At 35.8% G+C, this 17,346-nt stretch carries 18 protein-coding genes; 3 read left to right on the forward strand and 15 right to left on the reverse strand.

Features of this window, described 5'->3' with window-relative positions; translation table 11 throughout:
• Window positions 1-170: 170 nt before the first annotated feature.
• Window positions 171-500 carry a hypothetical protein gene (locus tag J7E81_RS08680; RefSeq protein WP_251028543.1) on the forward strand — a complete coding sequence of 110 codons (330 nt, stop codon included), beginning with the start codon at window positions 171-173 and terminating at the stop codon, window positions 498-500.
• 192 nt (window positions 501-692) lie between these two features.
• On the opposite strand, the gene J7E81_RS08685 is transcribed toward J7E81_RS08680, so the two are convergent.
• Window positions 693-1,127: a class I SAM-dependent methyltransferase gene (locus J7E81_RS08685; protein WP_251028544.1), complete on the reverse strand. Its 435-nt coding sequence runs from the start codon at window positions 1,125-1,127 to the stop codon at window positions 693-695.
• Window positions 1,128-1,268: 141 nt separating this feature from the next.
• Window positions 1,269-1,781: a hypothetical protein gene (locus J7E81_RS08690; RefSeq protein WP_215041764.1), complete on the reverse strand. Its 513-nt coding sequence runs from the start codon at window positions 1,779-1,781 to the stop codon at window positions 1,269-1,271.
• 315 nt (window positions 1,782-2,096) lie between these two features.
• Between J7E81_RS08690 and J7E81_RS08695 the strand changes: the two genes are divergently transcribed.
• Both J7E81_RS08695 and J7E81_RS08700 read left to right on the forward strand, forming a co-directional pair.
• Window positions 2,097-2,303: a peptidoglycan-binding domain-containing protein gene (locus J7E81_RS08695; RefSeq protein WP_215041765.1), complete on the forward strand. Its 207-nt coding sequence runs from the start codon at window positions 2,097-2,099 to the stop codon at window positions 2,301-2,303.
• A gap of 1,341 nt (window positions 2,304-3,644) precedes the next feature.
• Window positions 3,645-4,583 carry a DNA-directed RNA polymerase subunit alpha gene (locus J7E81_RS08700; protein ID WP_215041766.1) on the forward strand — a complete coding sequence of 313 codons (939 nt, stop codon included), beginning with the start codon at window positions 3,645-3,647 and terminating at the stop codon, window positions 4,581-4,583.
• Window positions 4,584-4,972: 389 nt separating this feature from the next.
• Here J7E81_RS08700 and J7E81_RS08705 read toward each other — a convergent pair whose 3' ends face one another.
• The 13 genes from J7E81_RS08705 to J7E81_RS08765 form a co-directional block, all read right to left on the reverse strand.
• A complete protein-coding gene (locus tag J7E81_RS08705) occupies window positions 4,973-5,815 on the reverse strand; it encodes a conjugal transfer protein TrbL family protein (RefSeq protein ID WP_215041767.1) in 843 nt (280 codons plus the stop codon).
• Between the two features lie 12 nt (window positions 5,816-5,827).
• Window positions 5,828-6,319 carry a hypothetical protein gene (locus J7E81_RS08710; protein WP_215041768.1) on the reverse strand — a complete coding sequence of 164 codons (492 nt, stop codon included), beginning with the start codon at window positions 6,317-6,319 and terminating at the stop codon, window positions 5,828-5,830.
• Complete coding sequence (locus tag J7E81_RS08715; RefSeq protein WP_251028545.1) at window positions 6,316-7,911, reverse strand: VirD4-like conjugal transfer protein, CD1115 family; 1,596 nt, start codon at window positions 7,909-7,911, stop codon at window positions 6,316-6,318. The genes J7E81_RS08710 and J7E81_RS08715 overlap by 4 nt, the downstream gene beginning before the upstream one ends.
• A 1-nt stretch (window position 7,912) precedes the next feature.
• Window positions 7,913-8,347, reverse strand: a complete 435-nt coding sequence (locus tag J7E81_RS08720; protein WP_215041769.1) for a hypothetical protein — start codon at window positions 8,345-8,347, stop codon at window positions 7,913-7,915.
• Window positions 8,348-8,388: 41 nt separating this feature from the next.
• Window positions 8,389-8,985, reverse strand: coding sequence for a hypothetical protein (locus J7E81_RS08725; RefSeq protein WP_215041770.1), 597 nt, complete (start codon window positions 8,983-8,985; stop codon window positions 8,389-8,391).
• A gap of 15 nt (window positions 8,986-9,000) precedes the next feature.
• A complete protein-coding gene (locus tag J7E81_RS08730) occupies window positions 9,001-9,429 on the reverse strand; it encodes a C40 family peptidase (protein WP_251028546.1) in 429 nt (142 codons plus the stop codon).
• Between the two features lie 144 nt (window positions 9,430-9,573).
• On the reverse strand, window positions 9,574-11,397 hold the full coding sequence (locus J7E81_RS08735) for a reverse transcriptase/maturase family protein (RefSeq protein WP_215041772.1): 1,824 nt from the start codon (window positions 11,395-11,397) through the stop codon (window positions 9,574-9,576).
• Between the two features lie 575 nt (window positions 11,398-11,972).
• Window positions 11,973-12,581 (reverse strand): lysozyme family protein, encoded by a 609-nt coding sequence (locus J7E81_RS08740; protein ID WP_215041773.1) that lies wholly within the window; start codon window positions 12,579-12,581, stop codon window positions 11,973-11,975.
• 6 nt (window positions 12,582-12,587) lie between these two features.
• Window positions 12,588-13,928, reverse strand: a complete 1,341-nt coding sequence (locus J7E81_RS08745) for a type VII secretion protein EssB/YukC (RefSeq protein ID WP_215041774.1) — start codon at window positions 13,926-13,928, stop codon at window positions 12,588-12,590.
• Window positions 13,929-13,943: 15 nt separating this feature from the next.
• On the reverse strand, window positions 13,944-15,917 hold the full coding sequence (locus tag J7E81_RS08750) for a VirB4 family type IV secretion system protein (RefSeq protein WP_215041775.1): 1,974 nt from the start codon (window positions 15,915-15,917) through the stop codon (window positions 13,944-13,946).
• Window positions 15,918-15,940: 23 nt separating this feature from the next.
• On the reverse strand, window positions 15,941-16,600 hold the full coding sequence (trsD, locus tag J7E81_RS08755) for a TrsD/TraD family conjugative transfer protein (RefSeq protein ID WP_215041776.1): 660 nt from the start codon (window positions 16,598-16,600) through the stop codon (window positions 15,941-15,943).
• Entirely contained in the window at window positions 16,593-16,991 is a 399-nt protein-coding gene (locus tag J7E81_RS08760; protein WP_215041777.1) for a hypothetical protein, read from the reverse strand. Before J7E81_RS08760 ends, trsD begins: the two co-directional genes overlap by 8 nt.
• Window positions 16,992-17,006: 15 nt before the next feature.
• Window positions 17,007-17,336 (reverse strand): CagC family type IV secretion system protein, encoded by a 330-nt coding sequence (locus J7E81_RS08765; RefSeq protein ID WP_308162184.1) that lies wholly within the window; start codon window positions 17,334-17,336, stop codon window positions 17,007-17,009.
• Between the last annotated feature and the right edge of the window lie 10 nt (window positions 17,337-17,346).

Below are 17,346 nucleotides of genomic sequence, written 5' to 3' on the forward strand. Positions count from 1 at the left end.
CTAAGCTCATCTCTATATAAAAAAAGGATTATTTAACTCTAAGGAGATGGAATTATGACTCAATATCTTTATATTGCATCACCATTGAGATTACCTAAAGGGTCTTTTGGTTCAACCCCTATTTCTTCAGAACAACCAAATGTCTTTAAAGATGAATAGACTTTGCTGAGTTGTATTTTGAAAATAATTATGAAAGTAAAACTAAAAGAAAATTTTCTTATAGTCCACACTTTTCATTTGAATATCAAGTTGCTGCCATGTCTGAACGCATCCCTTTAAAGCATAGAGAAAGAGGGGTTGCTATAGAGAGAAAGTGTTTAAAAATACTGCATTCTTACCTAGAAGATGCAATACAAGCTAGGGGGGTTTTAGAATATTTTACTTCTTTAAGTGGGAAAGAACATTGGCATATCTCAAACAGGAGAAAAATTAGTTGGAGTGAAATAAAAACACCTTATGACCTAGTACTAGATGACATGGAGTTTTGGGAGATTACATAATAGGACTTTATTATTCTTAGAGGGAGTAAAATTGATGGTCAAAAAAACTTTTGAATTAATAAATGAAACAGTGTTGCTCAAAGGCTGACAAGAGGATACCCTTCTGTTCTTTTGTTAACGAATGGGTAAGTTGAAGAAAATTAGTTAAAAAAGGGAAACATCTGTAAGTTCCCCTTTTTCGTATTAACCTTTTTAAATTTTTAACATGGAGTTAGCATTTACCTGAAATTCATATGGAACTTTAACCTCTTCCACAGAACATCCTTTTTTATCAAGATAACTGATTATTTTCTCTAAATGTTTATAACGTTTTCCTTCCAAATCCACTAAAGGAAAAATGCGAATTTCTTCCTTGGTAACTCTTAATAATTCATCTAAAGTGTCAGTATGAAATTCATAATCTAATCGGTCAGCGTACATAAAAAGAAAAAGGGCAGAAAGAAGAACATCAAATTCTCCATCCTTAAAGGGTAATGACGGTAATGTGACAGGAACGTACCTTTGACTTGATTGTTTCATATCCTTTGCACAATCATTTAAAGCACTTAGGCGATGTTTTCTAAGCCCCTCTATATCATTAAAATAATCCCAAATATAATTAGTTTTTGCTGTTTCCATATGTTCCATCGCATGTTCAACATCCTGTATGCCTTTATCATAAAGATCTTCATTAGAATGATAATATGCAATATCGGCAACTGTTATATTTAACCCTGATGCATTGCCAACAGCAGTAAAAGAACAGGCCCCAGCTGGACAATCCAGGTTCTACTTAAACAAATTAAATGCTATTTTTGTGTTGGAATCAAATAAATCCGTATATCCTTTTTGTGCAGTTTTAAATTGATTTAAAACCTCAACACGAAACTTTTTTTGCTGTTCGATATGATATTTATATGATTGTTGATACTGTTCTTGTGACTGAATTAATAAATTTAAACTTTCTTTGTATGGAGTCGAGGTTAACTGTTGAACACGGTTATGTATTTCATCTAGTTGTGCATTCCACTTTTCGAAAGTTTCGCTTGCTTGTTCCCCGAAAACTTTTTCAACATTGTTCTGTACATAATCGCGAGCTTCTTCAATTAATTTTTTCTGTTGTTCCTGTATTAAGTCCATGCCGCCAGCAATTTTCTCCAATGATTCTATTTGTGTTGTAAATGCTTGAAACAAAAGATTTTCTATCTCTTCTTGAGATGCGGTCACCTTGTCCAAACTGTTGGTCCAAATGTTTAATAGGGATTCACCAAAATTAGTAACGAATTCATTGTTTAATTCCATTATAAAAACCTCCTAATGAATATATAACTATATATGTAAATTACACCTATGTGGGAGGCTTGTCAAATGAATATTATTAAAAGTTCGAAAAATAGAAATAATTTGGTGAATCTAAAATGACCTTTTTCGAGGCAATAGAAGTAATTCAAAAATTGTTGATAAGATATTAACTATCACCATGGAAAAAAGCACCAAAATAAAGACGGTGTGGAAGATATGCTAGAATAACAGATTAGAAATTTGGAGGGATTCATTATGTAGAGAGAATGGTTTAGTCTTTTTGCCATTGCGTTTCTGCTGGTGTTTAGTTTTGGTATGGTTGTCCCCCCAGAGCCCGCGTCCGCAGAATCCGAGGGATCAGGATCATCTGTTTATGTAAGTACAAGTAGAAGTGGGGCCATTCTTAAAAGAGGGAGCAGGGGGCCCTCTGTAACAGAGCTACAGAGAAAACTTACATCAATTGGTTATTACACAAAAGGAATAGATGGGATCTTTGGAGTCAATACAGCGTGGTTACTTTAGCAGTAGATTTCTCTACCGTTCCTATAATTGATAGAGTTCACCCTGAAGGCATTGCCTCAATTGCATTTCTAAAGAGGTTAACGAGCATTATCTGTTGGAATAATCCCGTATTACCTTTAATGTAGCATGATTCAGGTTCTGTAGATAATTTAACAATGTTCATGTTAGATTAAGGGCACAATAATATTTATTGATTTCTCAATTTCCTTTTTTTAATTAAGGAACTCTATCATTTCTCCTGTAGGTTTTGCAAAAGATAAGTAATGCTAAATGTTTTAATTAGTCTTTAACAAGTCCCATTACACGATTACTTGGTTGCACTAGTTAATTATATTGTTAGTAACAATAATAATATTGATTTATAAAAAAACTTATACTCATATATCGTAATATAAATTAACATATATGTTATTAATAAATTATGTTTTTTTTAGCTTTCCTCGGAAAGTGAGTTATAAAATATTGGGATTCAACTGTGTAAATCAATAATTATAATAAAATCCTATGTAATTACAAAAGACTTTTAAGGTATGCAAAGAACATAAAAAAGCAATTACAAAATGAAGTGCACCCCAAAAGTTAGAGTAAAAACCTTACTTTGGGGTGTATTTTTATGGCCAAATATAATGAGCATTTTAATTAATGCTAGTGAAAGAATATCAAGATGGGAAATTGGGATATAACCAGTTAGCTAAGAAAATGGTACGAAAGACAGTACACCAATTTTTAAATGGGTAAAAGCGTACGAAAAGTTCGGTGAGAAAAGATTAAGAAGAAAGAAAAAAAAAGTGCTTATTCTGTTCAATGTAAGCTGGATGTATTAAGCTATATAAAAAAAACAGGTTCTTCAGGAACGGAAACAGCCCTCCATTTTGGGTTAACAAACCCTCCTTTGATAGCTTCATGGAAGAGATAGTAAATATTAAGGGGTGCCAACCTTAGATGGTGAAGTTATAGTTCAGGTGTAACTTGAACGGATATATTATTATCGGCTAAAGATTGCCGTCTTTAAACCCCCACAAAATTCTAGTGTTTTCCTCATCCTATAGACGGAAACGGAGTGACCGCAAGCTTGAAGCAAGGGTTCTCGTTAGACTGTTAGTAAAAGAAGCTTATTATTGTGTTAAATAGATTTACTTAATGATATGTTTAGAAAATGCTTAAAAAATTATCCGGAATTCGTAAATATCCAAATTCCACTTTCCTGCTGGAGACCAAGAAGACTGTCGTTGAATACAGATCTTATCGTTAAACTAGCATTCCTCATGATACTTGGAGTATATTAACTAGATATAATAGGTTATATTTGGTGTAAATGAGCAAAAGGAGTGTATGATTCGGATGTTAAAAATAGAAGTGCCAAGAATTGAAAAGGTTATGATTAGCCAGGATGCCAAGTATGGAAAGTTTGTCGTTGAACCACTTATGCGAGGAATTGGAACGACACTTGGCAACTCGATACGTCGCATCCTTTTATCTTCACTCCCAGGTGCCTCTGTCACTACCATACAAATAGATGGTGTGGAGAATGAATTTTCAACTATTGATGGGATAGAAGAAGATGTAACAACAATCATTTTGAACATAAAAAAATTATCTATGAATATTCTCTCTGACGATGAGAAAGAATTGATGATCGATGTACATAGAACCGGTAAAATAACAGCTGCTGATATTTCTCATGATAGTGATGTAGAAATCTTATTTCCCGATCTACATATTGCCACACTTAAAGAAAATGTACATTTTAGAATGCGTCTAACTGCAAAACGTGGACGTGGTTATGTTCCTGCAGAACAAAACAGACGTAAAGTAGGTGTCATACCAATTGATTCCATCTATACACCAGTTTCACGTGCCAGTTATTTAGTTGAGAACACTCGTGTAGGTCAATTGGTTAGTTCAGAAAGGTTATATATTGAACTTTGGACAGATGGGAGTTTAGGGCCCAGCGAAGCCATTTCTGAAAGTGCAAAAGTGTTTAAGGAACATCTTTCTATTTTAGTAGGACTTAATCCTGAATTACAAGATAGCCAAATTGTGTTGGAAAAAGAAGAAGTTTCAAAAGAAAAAGAAATTCTTAACCTGACTATTGAGGATTTAGACCTTTCTGTTCGTTCCTTTAACTGTCTAAAACGCAATGGGATTAATACTATTCATGACTTAGCTAATAAGTCAGAAGAGGATATAAGTAAATTACGGAACTTAGGACAAAAATCTTTAAAAGAGATTATAGATAAAATAGAAAGTTTAGGTATAATCGTACGCAAAGATGATTAAAATTCACCTTTATTTTACTTTTTGTATTCCCACTAAAGCAAAAGTTCTCAGATTCCTTGAAAATTGTATCAAGGGGCGGTAGTTATAAATGATTATTCTCCTATATTTAAATGGAGTATGACAGTGATATTAAGTATGAATTCCTATATACTGCATGGACCGGGCAATTTTGGTTTTCAAAAAACTTCCAGTTTTAAAAAAATGAATGAAAGACCTAAAAATAATTTGTTCTTTCATTCATTTTTTCATATGTCTAATTATTATTATTTAATACCAGTAATGATTAGCACGCAACATGTGTTGAATGTGTAGACAAATAGTCTATTTTAAAAATCCTTGAGTTTCTAATTTACTACACAACAAAAGACGACATTGAAGTCGCCTTTGTTTTATCTTTTTAATAGAAATCTTCTTGCTACCAGCTTGGTTGTTCCTCCTATAGCTCCAATCATTCCTCTTCCAGAACCCGATGAATACCACATATTTCTAAGGACTGACGGACTCTTGATAAGGAGAATACAACATCCCATAAGTAGAAGAAAATTGAGGAATGTAATATTTTCATTGATTAAGATACTTAAGGCTACAACAAATAAAAAGATTTTCGCAATTATAGTTACTATTTGACTTAATAATTCACGCCACCATACACCCAAATATTCATTATCATCCGCAATGACGGATACACAAGCCAATGGAGATAATAAATATAAGAACATGATATCTGCATGGAATACTGCAACAGAGAATAAGAAAGCTATAAATGCTACCGCAAATACCGCTAGTAATATAAGTAGTGCAGCACCTTGAAAATGAAGGGCAGCAAAGTTTCTAGGAACTAACATCTCTTCAATTTTTTCTTTGCTTACCTTGCTTCCTTCTCCAATCATCCAGTTCCCCATGTTATAGGCGACCTTTTCTAACAAAATCTTCTGAATAAAAGGCATTGCTGGGATCAACAAGGCACTTTTTAAGGTATTAACAATAACGGGTCCGTAAGAAATGGCATCTCCTGCAGCGTTCCTTGACATGACTTCGACAATTTTATATAAAATGATAGTTACTGCTATTGTAGAGGTTAGCGCAAGCAAGAAATTATTGACTGATGTAAAGAACTCGATTTCAGGATTTTGTTTTAATAACAAATCATTACAAATAAGAAGTGACCATTGAATAAAATCCTCCAATATCCCTTGGATAGCCTCAACTATTTTTTCCTTAAAATTAAACAAGATGAATCACTCCTATTCAGGATCGGCAACTTTTACGATTTTCCATTTATCCTCTTGTTTTTCTAGAGTGATTAACTTATGATCAAAACCACTACGTTCTATATCAAAGGTAAATGACTTAGCTGATTCATTAAAGGAAACATTTTTATTCTTAGTATCTTGAGAAAAAAGTAGATTTGCTTTTGTTCCGCCATTAGATAAATCTTCTGCTTTATTCGTAGTTAAAAGGTAAAGTAACCTACTTTCATCCTTTTCGTTTAAATCATCTGATAATGAAGCAGTATTCCTTTCTTTAATTTTCTCCCATGCAATTTGGTTCGCTTCGTCACTTGTTTTTGCTTCAGCTAACTTTTCTTCATCGTCAAACGAAGTTAGAACACTATTCATTACCTTTGTTGCCTTTTCTTGTTCCAGCTTTTGATCGAATTGGTTTTCAGTGCCATTGCATGCAACAAGAAAAAAACATACCATTAATACAAACATAACCAACGCCTTTTGTTTCAATTTAAAGTGCTCCCTTCCTTGGGTGGATTCTCACTAGGAGTTGAATTCATTTGAGAAAAAAAGCTCATCGCGAGTTTTTCCTGCATTTCATCCTCTTTTTCAGCTTTCTTTACCTGGTTTTCTAGCAGTTCAACCTCAGTCTTTTTTAAAGCAACTCTCCGATCATTCGAATTTATGTACCTTTTGTATTCTTCTTTTCTTACTTCAAACCCGTCTAAAACTTCTTGTGAAGGGTTATTATGATAGACTAATTGACTTACATAAAATGAATTCGTTACATTGGGAAACAAGCGATATTGATAAGCTTTTTTAGCCTTTATTGGATGTTTTCCAGTTATTATAATAATGCAATCATCTTTATCCATGGTTAGAATCTCATCTTCATTCATTAAGTTCCGTGCTGAATATGAGTAGCTCGATGAAGAAGAGGTACTCGATGATTTCCCTTTTGATTCTGAGGATGAACCTGTTTCTACTTTGGCTGTTGTTTTCCCCATTAACTGTGAAAAGTATCTTGCGGTTGTTTCATTTACATTCCCTAAGCAAATTTTTGTTCCACAGTTTCCTAAAATGGATTCGGCTTGTTCCCGTCCATATTTTTCTTGCAATTGAGTGATGTTTTGAACAATAGTTAATACCCCAATTCCGTATCCACGGCAGGTTGCTAAGAACCTTTCATAGTCCGGAAACTTCCCCAAGTTTGGGAATTCGTCTAGGATAAAAACCACAGGATGAGGGAGCTTTGCCCTGTTCGTTGCCCCCACTTTATACAATTCCTGAAACATTTGATTAAAAAACAAATTAATTAGGCCTTCCCATGTGGAATCCATAACTGGAATAATTACATATAAAGCTATTTTCCTTTTTCCGACATCCCCTAAAAAGAAATCGGAGAAACTCGTAAACCGTGAAACCGAACTGGAAGTAAAGTCACCTATTGTCGTAAGTAAAGAAATAATAATGTTTGCGCGAGTTTTTTCTTGGGATTTTTTAAATCCTAACTCATATGCTCTTCTTGCTGGATGCGATTTGTCTAGTCTTAAGAATTGTTCATCTAATTCACTGGCACCATCATTGCTCTCCTCTGGATCAAATTCTTGTAAAAAATCCAAAACACCTTTCATGTTGCGTTGATCGGGTGGCAACTCGTGAACGGCATACAGGATTAACGCTTTTAACAAGCTAAATTGTGCATTGTACCAAAAATCTTTTCGTTTAGAATCATTTTTAGAAGCAACTATCGCATTTGCTACAGTAGATGCTTGAATTTCCTCCCTGACATAATCAAATGGATTATAGCGATCAGAATACTCCATTTCTGAAAAATTCACCACATGAACTTCATAGCCTTGCCTTCGTTTCACTTCAGAAGTCATTTCATAGACCTCACCTTTCGGATCTGTCACCACTAAAGAACATTCCTTTTCGTGTAACACATTAGTTACGACATACCCTTGTGTTTTGGAAGATCCAGGTCCACCGGCTACAAAGTGGTTTCTGTTTGGAAGGTTTGAATCTGTTGGCTGCACAATAACTGCCTTATTCAAAATACCGGCTATGATTCCGTTACTTTTCATGTAATCTGCAGCCAAATCACTTCTCCTCCTTAGACACTAGCAAACTAGCTTCAAAATCTTTCATGAGTTGATTTACCGGAACTCCAACTGTCTCGCCCTGTTTAAATATTTCATGCTTGTGAGCGAATCGGCTTGAACCATGAACACCGTATTTGTCTGCTAACTGATATTTGCCTTTGGCACCTTTCATAAAAAAAGTAGCATAGAAGGAGAATAGGACAACTGCCCCACTACCTAAAAAGAAAAGAGGATTTTTATCTTCCATCATGAGGGTTGAATTCTCAATCGGATGCAGTAGGTTATCCGTTATAAATTCGAAATATGGAGCATCAGATACATGATCCTTGTGCGCAGCAATAAACGGAAGAATTCCGGCTATATTAATTACGATCAGTTCAAGAAGGATTAGTAAAAAGACCGTTAACAATAGGCGTAGTCCAAACATTTTCATCGGTTTCTCTCCTTTTGGATTACTTTTTAATCACAGCATATCTAGTTCTCCTCAAAGGGTTCGAAGGATCCCATTAACTCTAATTTATCAACCAACCATCTATCTCCTCTTTGGGCAAGCGTTACTTCATACATTTGATTTTTTCTTGGGAATTGGCTTCCGCCCACTGAATATTGTGTTTCCATGGTTACAAGAGCTTTTGCTTGGTGCTTATCGACCGCATCTAGATAGACATTTAAAACCTGCACTTCATTTTTGAATTCAATTTGTGTACTTCCCATTTCTCCTGAAGCTTTTAGTTTTGAAATGACGGACTCTGTTAGTTTATCGCGGACCTGATCAAAACGGGCAGCATAATTTTTGTTGTCGTAATTAAATAACTCTCTAAAAGTTTCACCTACAAAACTTTTAATCTCTTCACTATTTTCAATTTCATAAAAGGCTTCATTCTGTTGAAAGGTAGTCAGTGCTTTTTCCTTTTTATGCGATTCATTCTTAAGCTGAACCATCTGTTTTTTTGTTTCTTTATTTTCTTCCTCTGCTTGGTTGACCATTGTTCTTTGTCCAACGTACATAAACCCTAGGATCATATTTGCTAAAATAGATACTCCTAGCAGAACAGCCAATACTTTATTCAAGGTGTTTCCCTCCTCCTAATGGATCACTCTACCAAAACCAACCAGATGGGATTGCCAGTAAGGAGTTTTAATGTTATGGGTTCCTATACCTGAACCATTCGAATCAAACATTTTTCCATTTCCCATGTATATTCCTATATGTGTGATGTAATTATCGGTCTCATATGTACCAGTATAAAAGACAAAATCGCCCGGCCTTGCTTCAGCAGGTGAGATTTTTGAAGATACATCGTACTGTTCCTGAGCTGTTCGCGGTAGCTTTATGCCAGCCTGAGCAAATGTCCATTGTGTAAAGCCTGAGCAATCAAATCCTGTACTAGGTTGTGCACCTCCCCATACATAAGGCCAGCCTATATATTTTTGTGCTTCTGAAATAATTACATTAAATGCTTGTTCCCCCAATGGAGAAACATTTCCACCTCCAACAACCATACCGGTAGGCATTAGATTTTTCATCACTTTTTGTACATATGTGTAGAGTAAGCACCCAGCGCCTTTTCACTTCACTGTGATAGGTTTCCAAATGCTCCTCCCCGAACCGGACTTACACCTCTCAGTGTATCCGGCTCTCCATCTGTCATCTGCGTTTTATATCTCGCCTTTGTGCCTTTTTACATGACACTCTTTACAGAGAGCGATAGTCTTTCGATTTCTCGCTATCATCTGTTGTTCGAGATATGATTTACTCGACTTTCCCCGAAGATTTTTCAATCTTTTAACGTGATGCATGTGTATTGTTGTATTGCTTCGCCCGCACAATTCGCACTTTTCGGCTTTGATTCGATCCGAGAGTTTTGTTGTACTCATTATGTACCTTGTATTTGGCACAATATCTGTCTGTTCTTTAGAAAGCCCATTTACTCTCGGAAAACTTCTTTCTATAAAGCGGATTTGTTTGATTCCTCTCTTTGTTTCGTACTCCACTGTAAAGTGTCCGTTTTTCATATATTTCTGCCGAATTTGTTTAGTGCTCGTTCTGTACTTCGTTCCGAAAGTCTTAATCATAGAGTAAAACATGAAGTTAGCGAAGCGATGCATATGATTGCTCACGTTTTCAGCTAGTCGGTAGTAGTTATACAATCCTCGTATTTCACTGTTGTACTGAGCAACAATCTCTAAGTCTTCATTTTGTTGGAAGTACCTCCTTGGTTGAGGCTTCCAGATGCCGATGGCGCCCATATCGATGGCTTGATATTTTTGTAGTTTATTTACCCATGCACTATATGGCATTTTTAATTGGACTTTACCATTTAACAGTCTCTTCTTTCTTCCTAGACTGTCAGTGCGAACTGTTTGGCTTTTGAATACTTTGACTTCATACCCGAGAAATTGAGCACATATACTTGAGGCGTTTGTTATCAGTGTTTTTTCCATGGACAGTTCTAGATTTAATTCCTTTTTGAGAAAAGTAGCTATTTCGTCTCTTATGGAACGTGCGTCATCTTTAGCCCCGATAATTCCTATAAGAAAGTCGTCAGCATACCTCACATAGGTAAGTCGTTTATATCCATTGTCCATTGGATCACTATATGGCATATCAGTCAGTTCTTGTTTCAATGCCTTTAGCTTTTCTTTCAGGCTATCTAAATTCTCGAGATTTCCTTGTTCATAAGCTTTGTCAATTTTCTTCTGAAGCCAACGCACCTTACTGCGTAACCCTTGGTACTCGGGATTTTGCTTTCGTTTTGTACCTTTGTTGAAGCTGGTTTTAAAGGATTCCATGTAAGTGTCCAATTCATTTAGGTAAATATTTGAGAGTATCGGACTGATGATGCCACCTTGTGGCGCTCCGCTATATGTGTTATGGAACTTCCAGTCGTCTAGATATCCAGAACGAAGTAATTTCCAAATTAGGTCTATAAAGGTTTCATCAGCGATTCTTCTCCGTAGAATTTTAACCAAGGTATGATGTTCAATGTTATCAAAGAAGCCCTTAATATCCCCTTCTAAGAACCATTTGCATCCTGTGAAGGTACGCTTTATTTCTAATAGAGCGGTATGACAGCTCTTCTCCTTGCGATAAGCATGTGAGGAGTTAGAAAAATTCGGTTCATAAATTGCTTCTAAAATCATTCGAATAACTTCCTGAATTAATTTGTCACAGAAGCTAGGTATCCCTAGAGGTCTTATCTTACCGTTTTTCTTCGGTATATAGACCCTTTTAGAAGGGTAGGGTTGATAACTCTTGTTCTTTAAAATTTCAATGAGTCGACTGACTTCTTCCATTGAAAATCCATCAATAGACTGTTGGTCTACTCCCATCGTTAATGCGCCATCGTTTTTACTTAGATTTTCGTATGCCAGTAAAAAGAAATCTGGATTGTAAAGATTTCGATAGAGTCGTGTGTACTGATATTTTTCATCTAGACTCTTCTTTCGCAGATTGCTTAATACTACTTTTGGACATTGCATAGTGCCTTTCGCACCTCCCCAATTTTGTAGTAAGCCGACAGACTGCCTTCCTTCGCCCTGTACTAGGCTTTCCCTAGCTCTGACTACTACGAAGGCTCCGTTGCCATATCAGATATTCATAATCCATACTTCTTGACCATTCAGGTCTTGAAGCTATCCTTAATAGCCATTTAGGCATTCTGACTTAGGCAATCCCCATTTAGTAAGCAAGGAACTTGCACGCACGATGTCGGATGCGACGTTCACACGTTTCTTCCATATGGAAGTGGGCGACAAATGACCCTATTCATAGAGGATGACTATACAATCCTTATGACACTTGTCGAATCTCGTTTGTAAGCATCTTCCGAGATTAGTTACGGTGGCCTCCCTTATGCTATCGTTCAAGCAGTATAGCCTTCATCCTCGTTCGTGCTTTATATCTTGCCGCTCAGTCGTGGCTTGATACTTAGCCAACTTACGGCTTTCTTGGCATGCTATTGTCCCCCTATGGTTTCCCTCCGAGGTAAGCCAAGTGATACTAGGTCGTTTAGGGTTGACCTAACAGTTTGCAATCACTGTGTCTCCTTGCCCCCTTATGGGCGCACATAGTCTCCGTAACAGTAAGGCGCTCTCCAATCCGAACATCCCCATCCTAGTTTGCCAGATTGACTCAAGGAAAACGCTTGAGCTAATTCGACTGAATGTTTCCCACCATTTGAGGCAACAAAATTAAGGTAACCAGAACCAAAGTTATAAGATTGAACGATAGTAGCAAAATCTACTCCAGCCTTTTGTCCTTGTTCTAGCACCGATTTAAAATGTTTAACCCCCAGATTTACTGACATAACCGGATCTTGAATGGCATTAGGTGGTAACCCAGCAGATTCTGAACTTTGCATAATATCTAACGTATTGTAACTACCTAGTTCTTGATACATGATGGCTAAGAGAAAATCTGTGTATTCTGGGATACCATACTTGGTCGTATATTCATGAACCAGCCCTTTCCATTGTGCAATATGTGGAGGAACATTTGCTGTCCCTAATGGTGAGTTAATGTTCCCTAATGACTCTTGTTGGGAAGACTGCATCCCAACTAGCAAACCAGCCATTACAATTAAAGAAAAGACGAATCCTATCGTAATTTGCTTCCAGTTCCTAACAACAAAAATGGTTCCCTTCACAGCAACAGTTGCTGCCACTTATTTTCACCACACTTCTTTATCGATTTTCTCTCTCTCCGCTTTCGCGATTTCAAGTTCCTTATTTTTAGAATCAAGCTCTTTTTGTTTATCTACTGTTTTTTCGTTTTCTTTAATATCTTCTATTTGTTTTTCTAACGCAGCCACTTGATTCTCCAATTCTATTTTTCTTATAGTAGACTCTAATTCTTTATTTTTGAGCCTTTGGTTTAAACTTTTGGCATCTCCAAGATCACCATGTTCAGCAAAGGCCTTCCCCATACGAAGTTGCTGGTCTTTATCTTTTACAAATGCTTGCATGGATAACAAAGTGCTGTAATCATAACTTATTATTTTCTTTTCAATATCCAAATAATTACTTTCAGCTTTCAACCCTAGAATTTCATCCTTTTTACCTGCTTTATATAAGGTCTCAATCGTCGGTTTTATTAAACGTTTATTTGTATCAATTGCCTTTTGATACTCACCCTTTTCAAGGTACACATTGGCGATTTGCTTTATATTGCCTCCATTTTTTTTCAAGAACGAAACGGCTTCATCATATTTATTTTCATTTAATAGTTTATAAAACCTTGATTCTTGTTGAGCTTTTTGAAGTTCCCTAGCATAGACCGTTTGTATTTTGTTTACTGATGATTGTTGAAATAAAAGGGCTAAAACAAAGGCGGCTGCACAAATCCCAATTGATAATCCTGCCAAGAACCTCTTTTGCTTCTTCATTCTTAGTTGTTCCGTTCCCAATCCGAAGAAATGTTTGGTTTCCTCTTGCCGTAGTCTCTCGGAAATCAATCCTTTTAAATCTATAACGGATTCTGCATTTTCAATTCGAAAAAGGAATTCATCATTTTCCTTTTGTAAAAGATTATTTTTTTCTCGTTTATATTTTTCATAGGAGAAACGTGAAAACATGGAGACAATTAAAATCTTATACTGGTCTAGCATTTCTACATGGTCATCATAGGGTAACCATTGGTTGCTTCTGTAGAGAAACTTTAATGTTTTCATATCTTTAAAGAAAATGTTCCTTGGATGGATCAATACTCTCTCTTTCATTGTATTTAACGGGTCTATCTCTAGCAATTCATTTAATAAGGCGAGTCGTAATACATTTGAATATTCTTTTGCTGTTATAATTGGTTGGTAATCTTCCTCCATTTCATAGTCGAGAATAAATCGGTCATTCTCTCTTTTTATATCATGGAGAGTAAAGAAATAAGATGATTCTTCCAGAAGATCTTTTAAATCTTCTAGGCGTTCTGCCAACACCGTATTTGCCGGTATCTCCAAACTGTAATGCTTATTTTGATGAATGAATAACGTGCCGTGTTCTAGTAATTGGATTTTCACTTTTATGTCCCTCCTTTACAGAACGAAATTTCGCACTTCCTCTTTTTCAATAGGAGTCATTTCGTTCCTAGCTTCATAGTCTGGGATTTCGTCAGGATTCAACCCATATTTTTCAAAATATCGCTTTCTATTCCAAAGACGAAGTTCTTCTTGTGTAAGTTCTACCCTGATAAAAGCACGTTGAGATCCATATGTGATTAACGCTTCTCCTTGTCGTTTTGCCCTTAATAAAGAAATTTCCTCATCAGAAAATGATAGATTAATTTTTTTTACAACATCTTCTACACCTTTATTGTCTAAACCAAAAAACACCTTTGTTTGGCTATTTTCAATCATCGCAGCACCCAGATTATCAACGGTATCGAGAACATCGATAATTTGTTGTGTACCTGCAATCGCACCAGCATTGTATTTCCTAAATCGTTTGTACGCTTGATAGAAAAATCTCATAGAATCCGGGTTTTTTGATAAGAAATGAAATTCATCGATAAATAGATATATTAACTCATCTTTTGTTTGTGTTACTTCATCCCATAAGAAGCCAAAAATGTTAAAGTAACAGGCAGCTTGTACATCTACTTCATTTTGAAGTGATTTTAAATCAAAGGAGAATAACGAATTATTAATATTCACATTCGTGTGGCCATTAAATAATGAGTTGGAGCCATAGACATAACTCTCTAATATAAAATAAAAATCTTTGATTTTTTCATATCGTTCGATATCTTTTTTCTTTAATTCCCCTAACTCTTTATAAAAGTCTTCCAGAGTAGGATAGTCAGTAGCTTTCAGGTTTTTAAATTCGCTTTCTTCGTTAATTGAAAAGCGATTATAAAGAATGGTAAGAGACTTGTCTAATATACTGGATTCCACCTGGGTTAAATCGGCTTTTAACACTTTGAAAAAGGCCTTAACGCGTTGAATCTTTTGTTTCACAAGATCTCTTACGAACTCTGCCTCATTATTAAAGTCTTCAGTGTCTGTAATTTCTGTCGAGAATATCTCTAAAGGATTGATCTTTGTTGCACTATTACCACTAAGATGTACCACCTCTCCACCGAGAATTTTCACGATATGGGAGTACTCATTTTCCGGGTCTATGATATATACTTTGATTCCCATTGCAAAGCAGCGAAGAATCTTCTGAACCATAAAGGTCGATTTACCGACCCCCGATGTCCCGATTACGACCATGTTCTGATTTAATGTACGCTGTGTATCTAAATAATCAATCGCTACTAATGAATTGGTTGTCTTATTAATCCCTTCAACCTGAGCCTTCGGCGATAAGTAACAAATTTCTGAATCATCAAACGGAAAAAAGGAAGAGGCGGTATCACTGTTGCACATCTGATATGTATAATCTTTTAACTGATTATCCCCTAAAGGTAGAGCAGACCAGAAAGCCATGGGAGTAGCATAATGAGGATTTAAAGCTTTCATTCGCAATTTCGTGAGGATTCTTTGTACATTATCCTCTAAGGTCTTAAGATCTTCTAGGGATGTCGCTTGAATGAAAAGATATGTGTACAGATACATAAAGTTGGAACGGTTTGTTAAAACCTGGTTTAGTTGGTATCTTGCACTGTCAAGTTCTGATCGTAATCTTATACGCGTAGCTGGATCTCTTGTTTTTAAGAGTTCAGCATCCTTATTTTTGATAGAGTCATTGTAATAGCTTATCATTCCTTCAGAGTTAGCAGGTTCTAGATATTGGACAAAGGATATGTTTCCCTTTAACCGTTTCAAATCAGATAGCCAGTTCCCTTTCTGCTCTTTTGGATAAGAAACAACAGCCAGTACTTTAATGAAGTTGCCACCACTTTCTATGAAACTCTTATTTTCCTTCCAAACAAAAGGATAGATTGAATTAAGTTCTTCTTTATCAAAAATCCCATGTAGGAAGTCCTGATCGTTTTGTTCCCGCTTTTCATCTGGTTCATATTCACGTTTTCTTGATGGAAAAAGTGTTGCTAAAGAAAAAGGCATAAGCTTTTCTCCTTCCCGAGTGGCTAAACATATAGTTTCGACATTTCAAAATCAAAGTACCGGTACAACAGCGTTAAAATATCTTTCTCGGATAATTTCTTGATGGCTAAATCGTATGTCTCAAAAGTAGATCGTAAAGAGTTTGATATTTCTTCCACCTTTTTTGTTAAAATACTCTCTGAACGATCTAACCCCTGAAAAGTACGTTTACTCATTTTCTCCCTAATGACAATAAAATGCTGTTTCGTAGACATTTCATCTTTAAGCCGGATGCCTTGGAAGTGATCTATATATGAAGCGATTAATTTTCGCTTATATTCATTCCCAGCGGTGTCTTTATTTTCAAGTTCTTGAAGATATCGTTTTTTCCAACCTAAATTGTACGATCGTAAGTCAACGGGTACCGTCATGGAGATGGTTTGTAATTGATCTTGGACTTGGCTCATTAAAAATGATCCATAATCTTCAAATAAGCGATTCTGTTCATACTCAGCTAATAAATCCATATTGATTCCACTAACTTGCAAAATGGAAACTAGGTACCCATTTTTTAAAAGTACATAATCCTTGTATATACCTTCGATCAAGCTTAGATCTTGAATTGTTTTATGGCCCGTATTTACAAGGGTTTCCACTTCAAAGTCAAACTCTGTTTTATCTTTTTTGATTTTATTGTTAACCATGGAATTCATCCCTTTTATTCGGTTTCAAAAAAAACAACTTCTGTCTACTATTGTAATTAAAAATTAGTTTTAAATAGTTACTGTAGGTTATATTTGGTCTAGATGTAATTGGACGTAAAACGGCAAAAATAAAAGAGACTAATAGCAACAATGCCACAAAGAACATTTTGACCATCATAAATCCTAATGAGTATGGTGGGATAAGCAGGATAACTGCCGCCAGAATAATCGCCGGCAAAATAAATTTTAAAAAATTCGATAACGATAAACCTTTGACAATGTTATAAGATCGATCAACATTATCAGGGAAAACGAATGTTTTCCCCTTTCGATAATCTTCTTGTCCTAGTAATTCTTTTAGGGCTGTTTTCACTTCTTCATTTGTAATCATAATAATCCCCTCTATTTAAGCGAATAACGAATATATCCAAGGAACAATCCAAACAAGAGCGGATGCGAGCCCTACACCTGAAAGTGCCATTCCAACCCCTCGGAACATTTCATTTTTCGTATGAGGATCGTCTACGCCTGGTAATTTTTTAATAATGATCCAAACACCTACACAGATTCCTACTATCACCACAATTCCTGTTAAGAATGATTGGATTTGTTTAAGCCCTTCCTTCACTTTTGCCTCAATCTCACTAGCTGCAAATGCATGCTCTGGAATCGCATAAAGAAATAACACTATGGCTGTAACCAAGAGTATGGGTTGTAATTTTTTGAGCGTTTTCACTTTCCTCTGC

This window comes from Bacillus sp. ISL-18 (assembly GCF_018613415.1).
In the GTDB taxonomy this organism is placed as follows: Bacteria; Bacillota; Bacilli; order Bacillales; family Cytobacillaceae; genus Neobacillus.

Bases quoted from the DNA above. Each gene is read 5' to 3' on its own strand.
- J7E81_RS08685 (WP_251028544.1), bottom strand. From the start codon at position 1,127: ATGGAACATATGGAAACAGCAAAAACTAATTATATTTGGGATTATTTT.
- J7E81_RS08690 (WP_215041764.1), bottom strand. From the start codon at position 1,781: ATGGAATTAAACAATGAATTCGTTACTAATTTTGGTGAATCCCTATTA.
- J7E81_RS08695 (WP_215041765.1), top strand. From the start codon at position 2,097: ATGGTTGTCCCCCCAGAGCCCGCGTCCGCAGAATCCGAGGGATCAGGA.
- J7E81_RS08700 (WP_215041766.1), top strand. From the start codon at position 3,645: ATGTTAAAAATAGAAGTGCCAAGAATTGAAAAGGTTATGATTAGCCAG.
- J7E81_RS08720 (WP_215041769.1), bottom strand. From the start codon at position 8,347: ATGAAAATGTTTGGACTACGCCTATTGTTAACGGTCTTTTTACTAATC.
- J7E81_RS08730 (WP_251028546.1), bottom strand. From the start codon at position 9,429: ATGCCTACCGGTATGGTTGTTGGAGGTGGAAATGTTTCTCCATTGGGG.
- J7E81_RS08735 (WP_215041772.1), bottom strand. From the start codon at position 11,397: ATGCAATGTCCAAAAGTAGTATTAAGCAATCTGCGAAAGAAGAGTCTA.
- J7E81_RS08750 (WP_215041775.1), bottom strand. From the start codon at position 15,917: ATGCCTTTTTCTTTAGCAACACTTTTTCCATCAAGAAAACGTGAATAT.
- trsD (WP_215041776.1), bottom strand. From the start codon at position 16,600: ATGGTTAACAATAAAATCAAAAAAGATAAAACAGAGTTTGACTTTGAA.
- J7E81_RS08760 (WP_215041777.1), bottom strand. From the start codon at position 16,991: ATGATTACAAATGAAGAAGTGAAAACAGCCCTAAAAGAATTACTAGGA.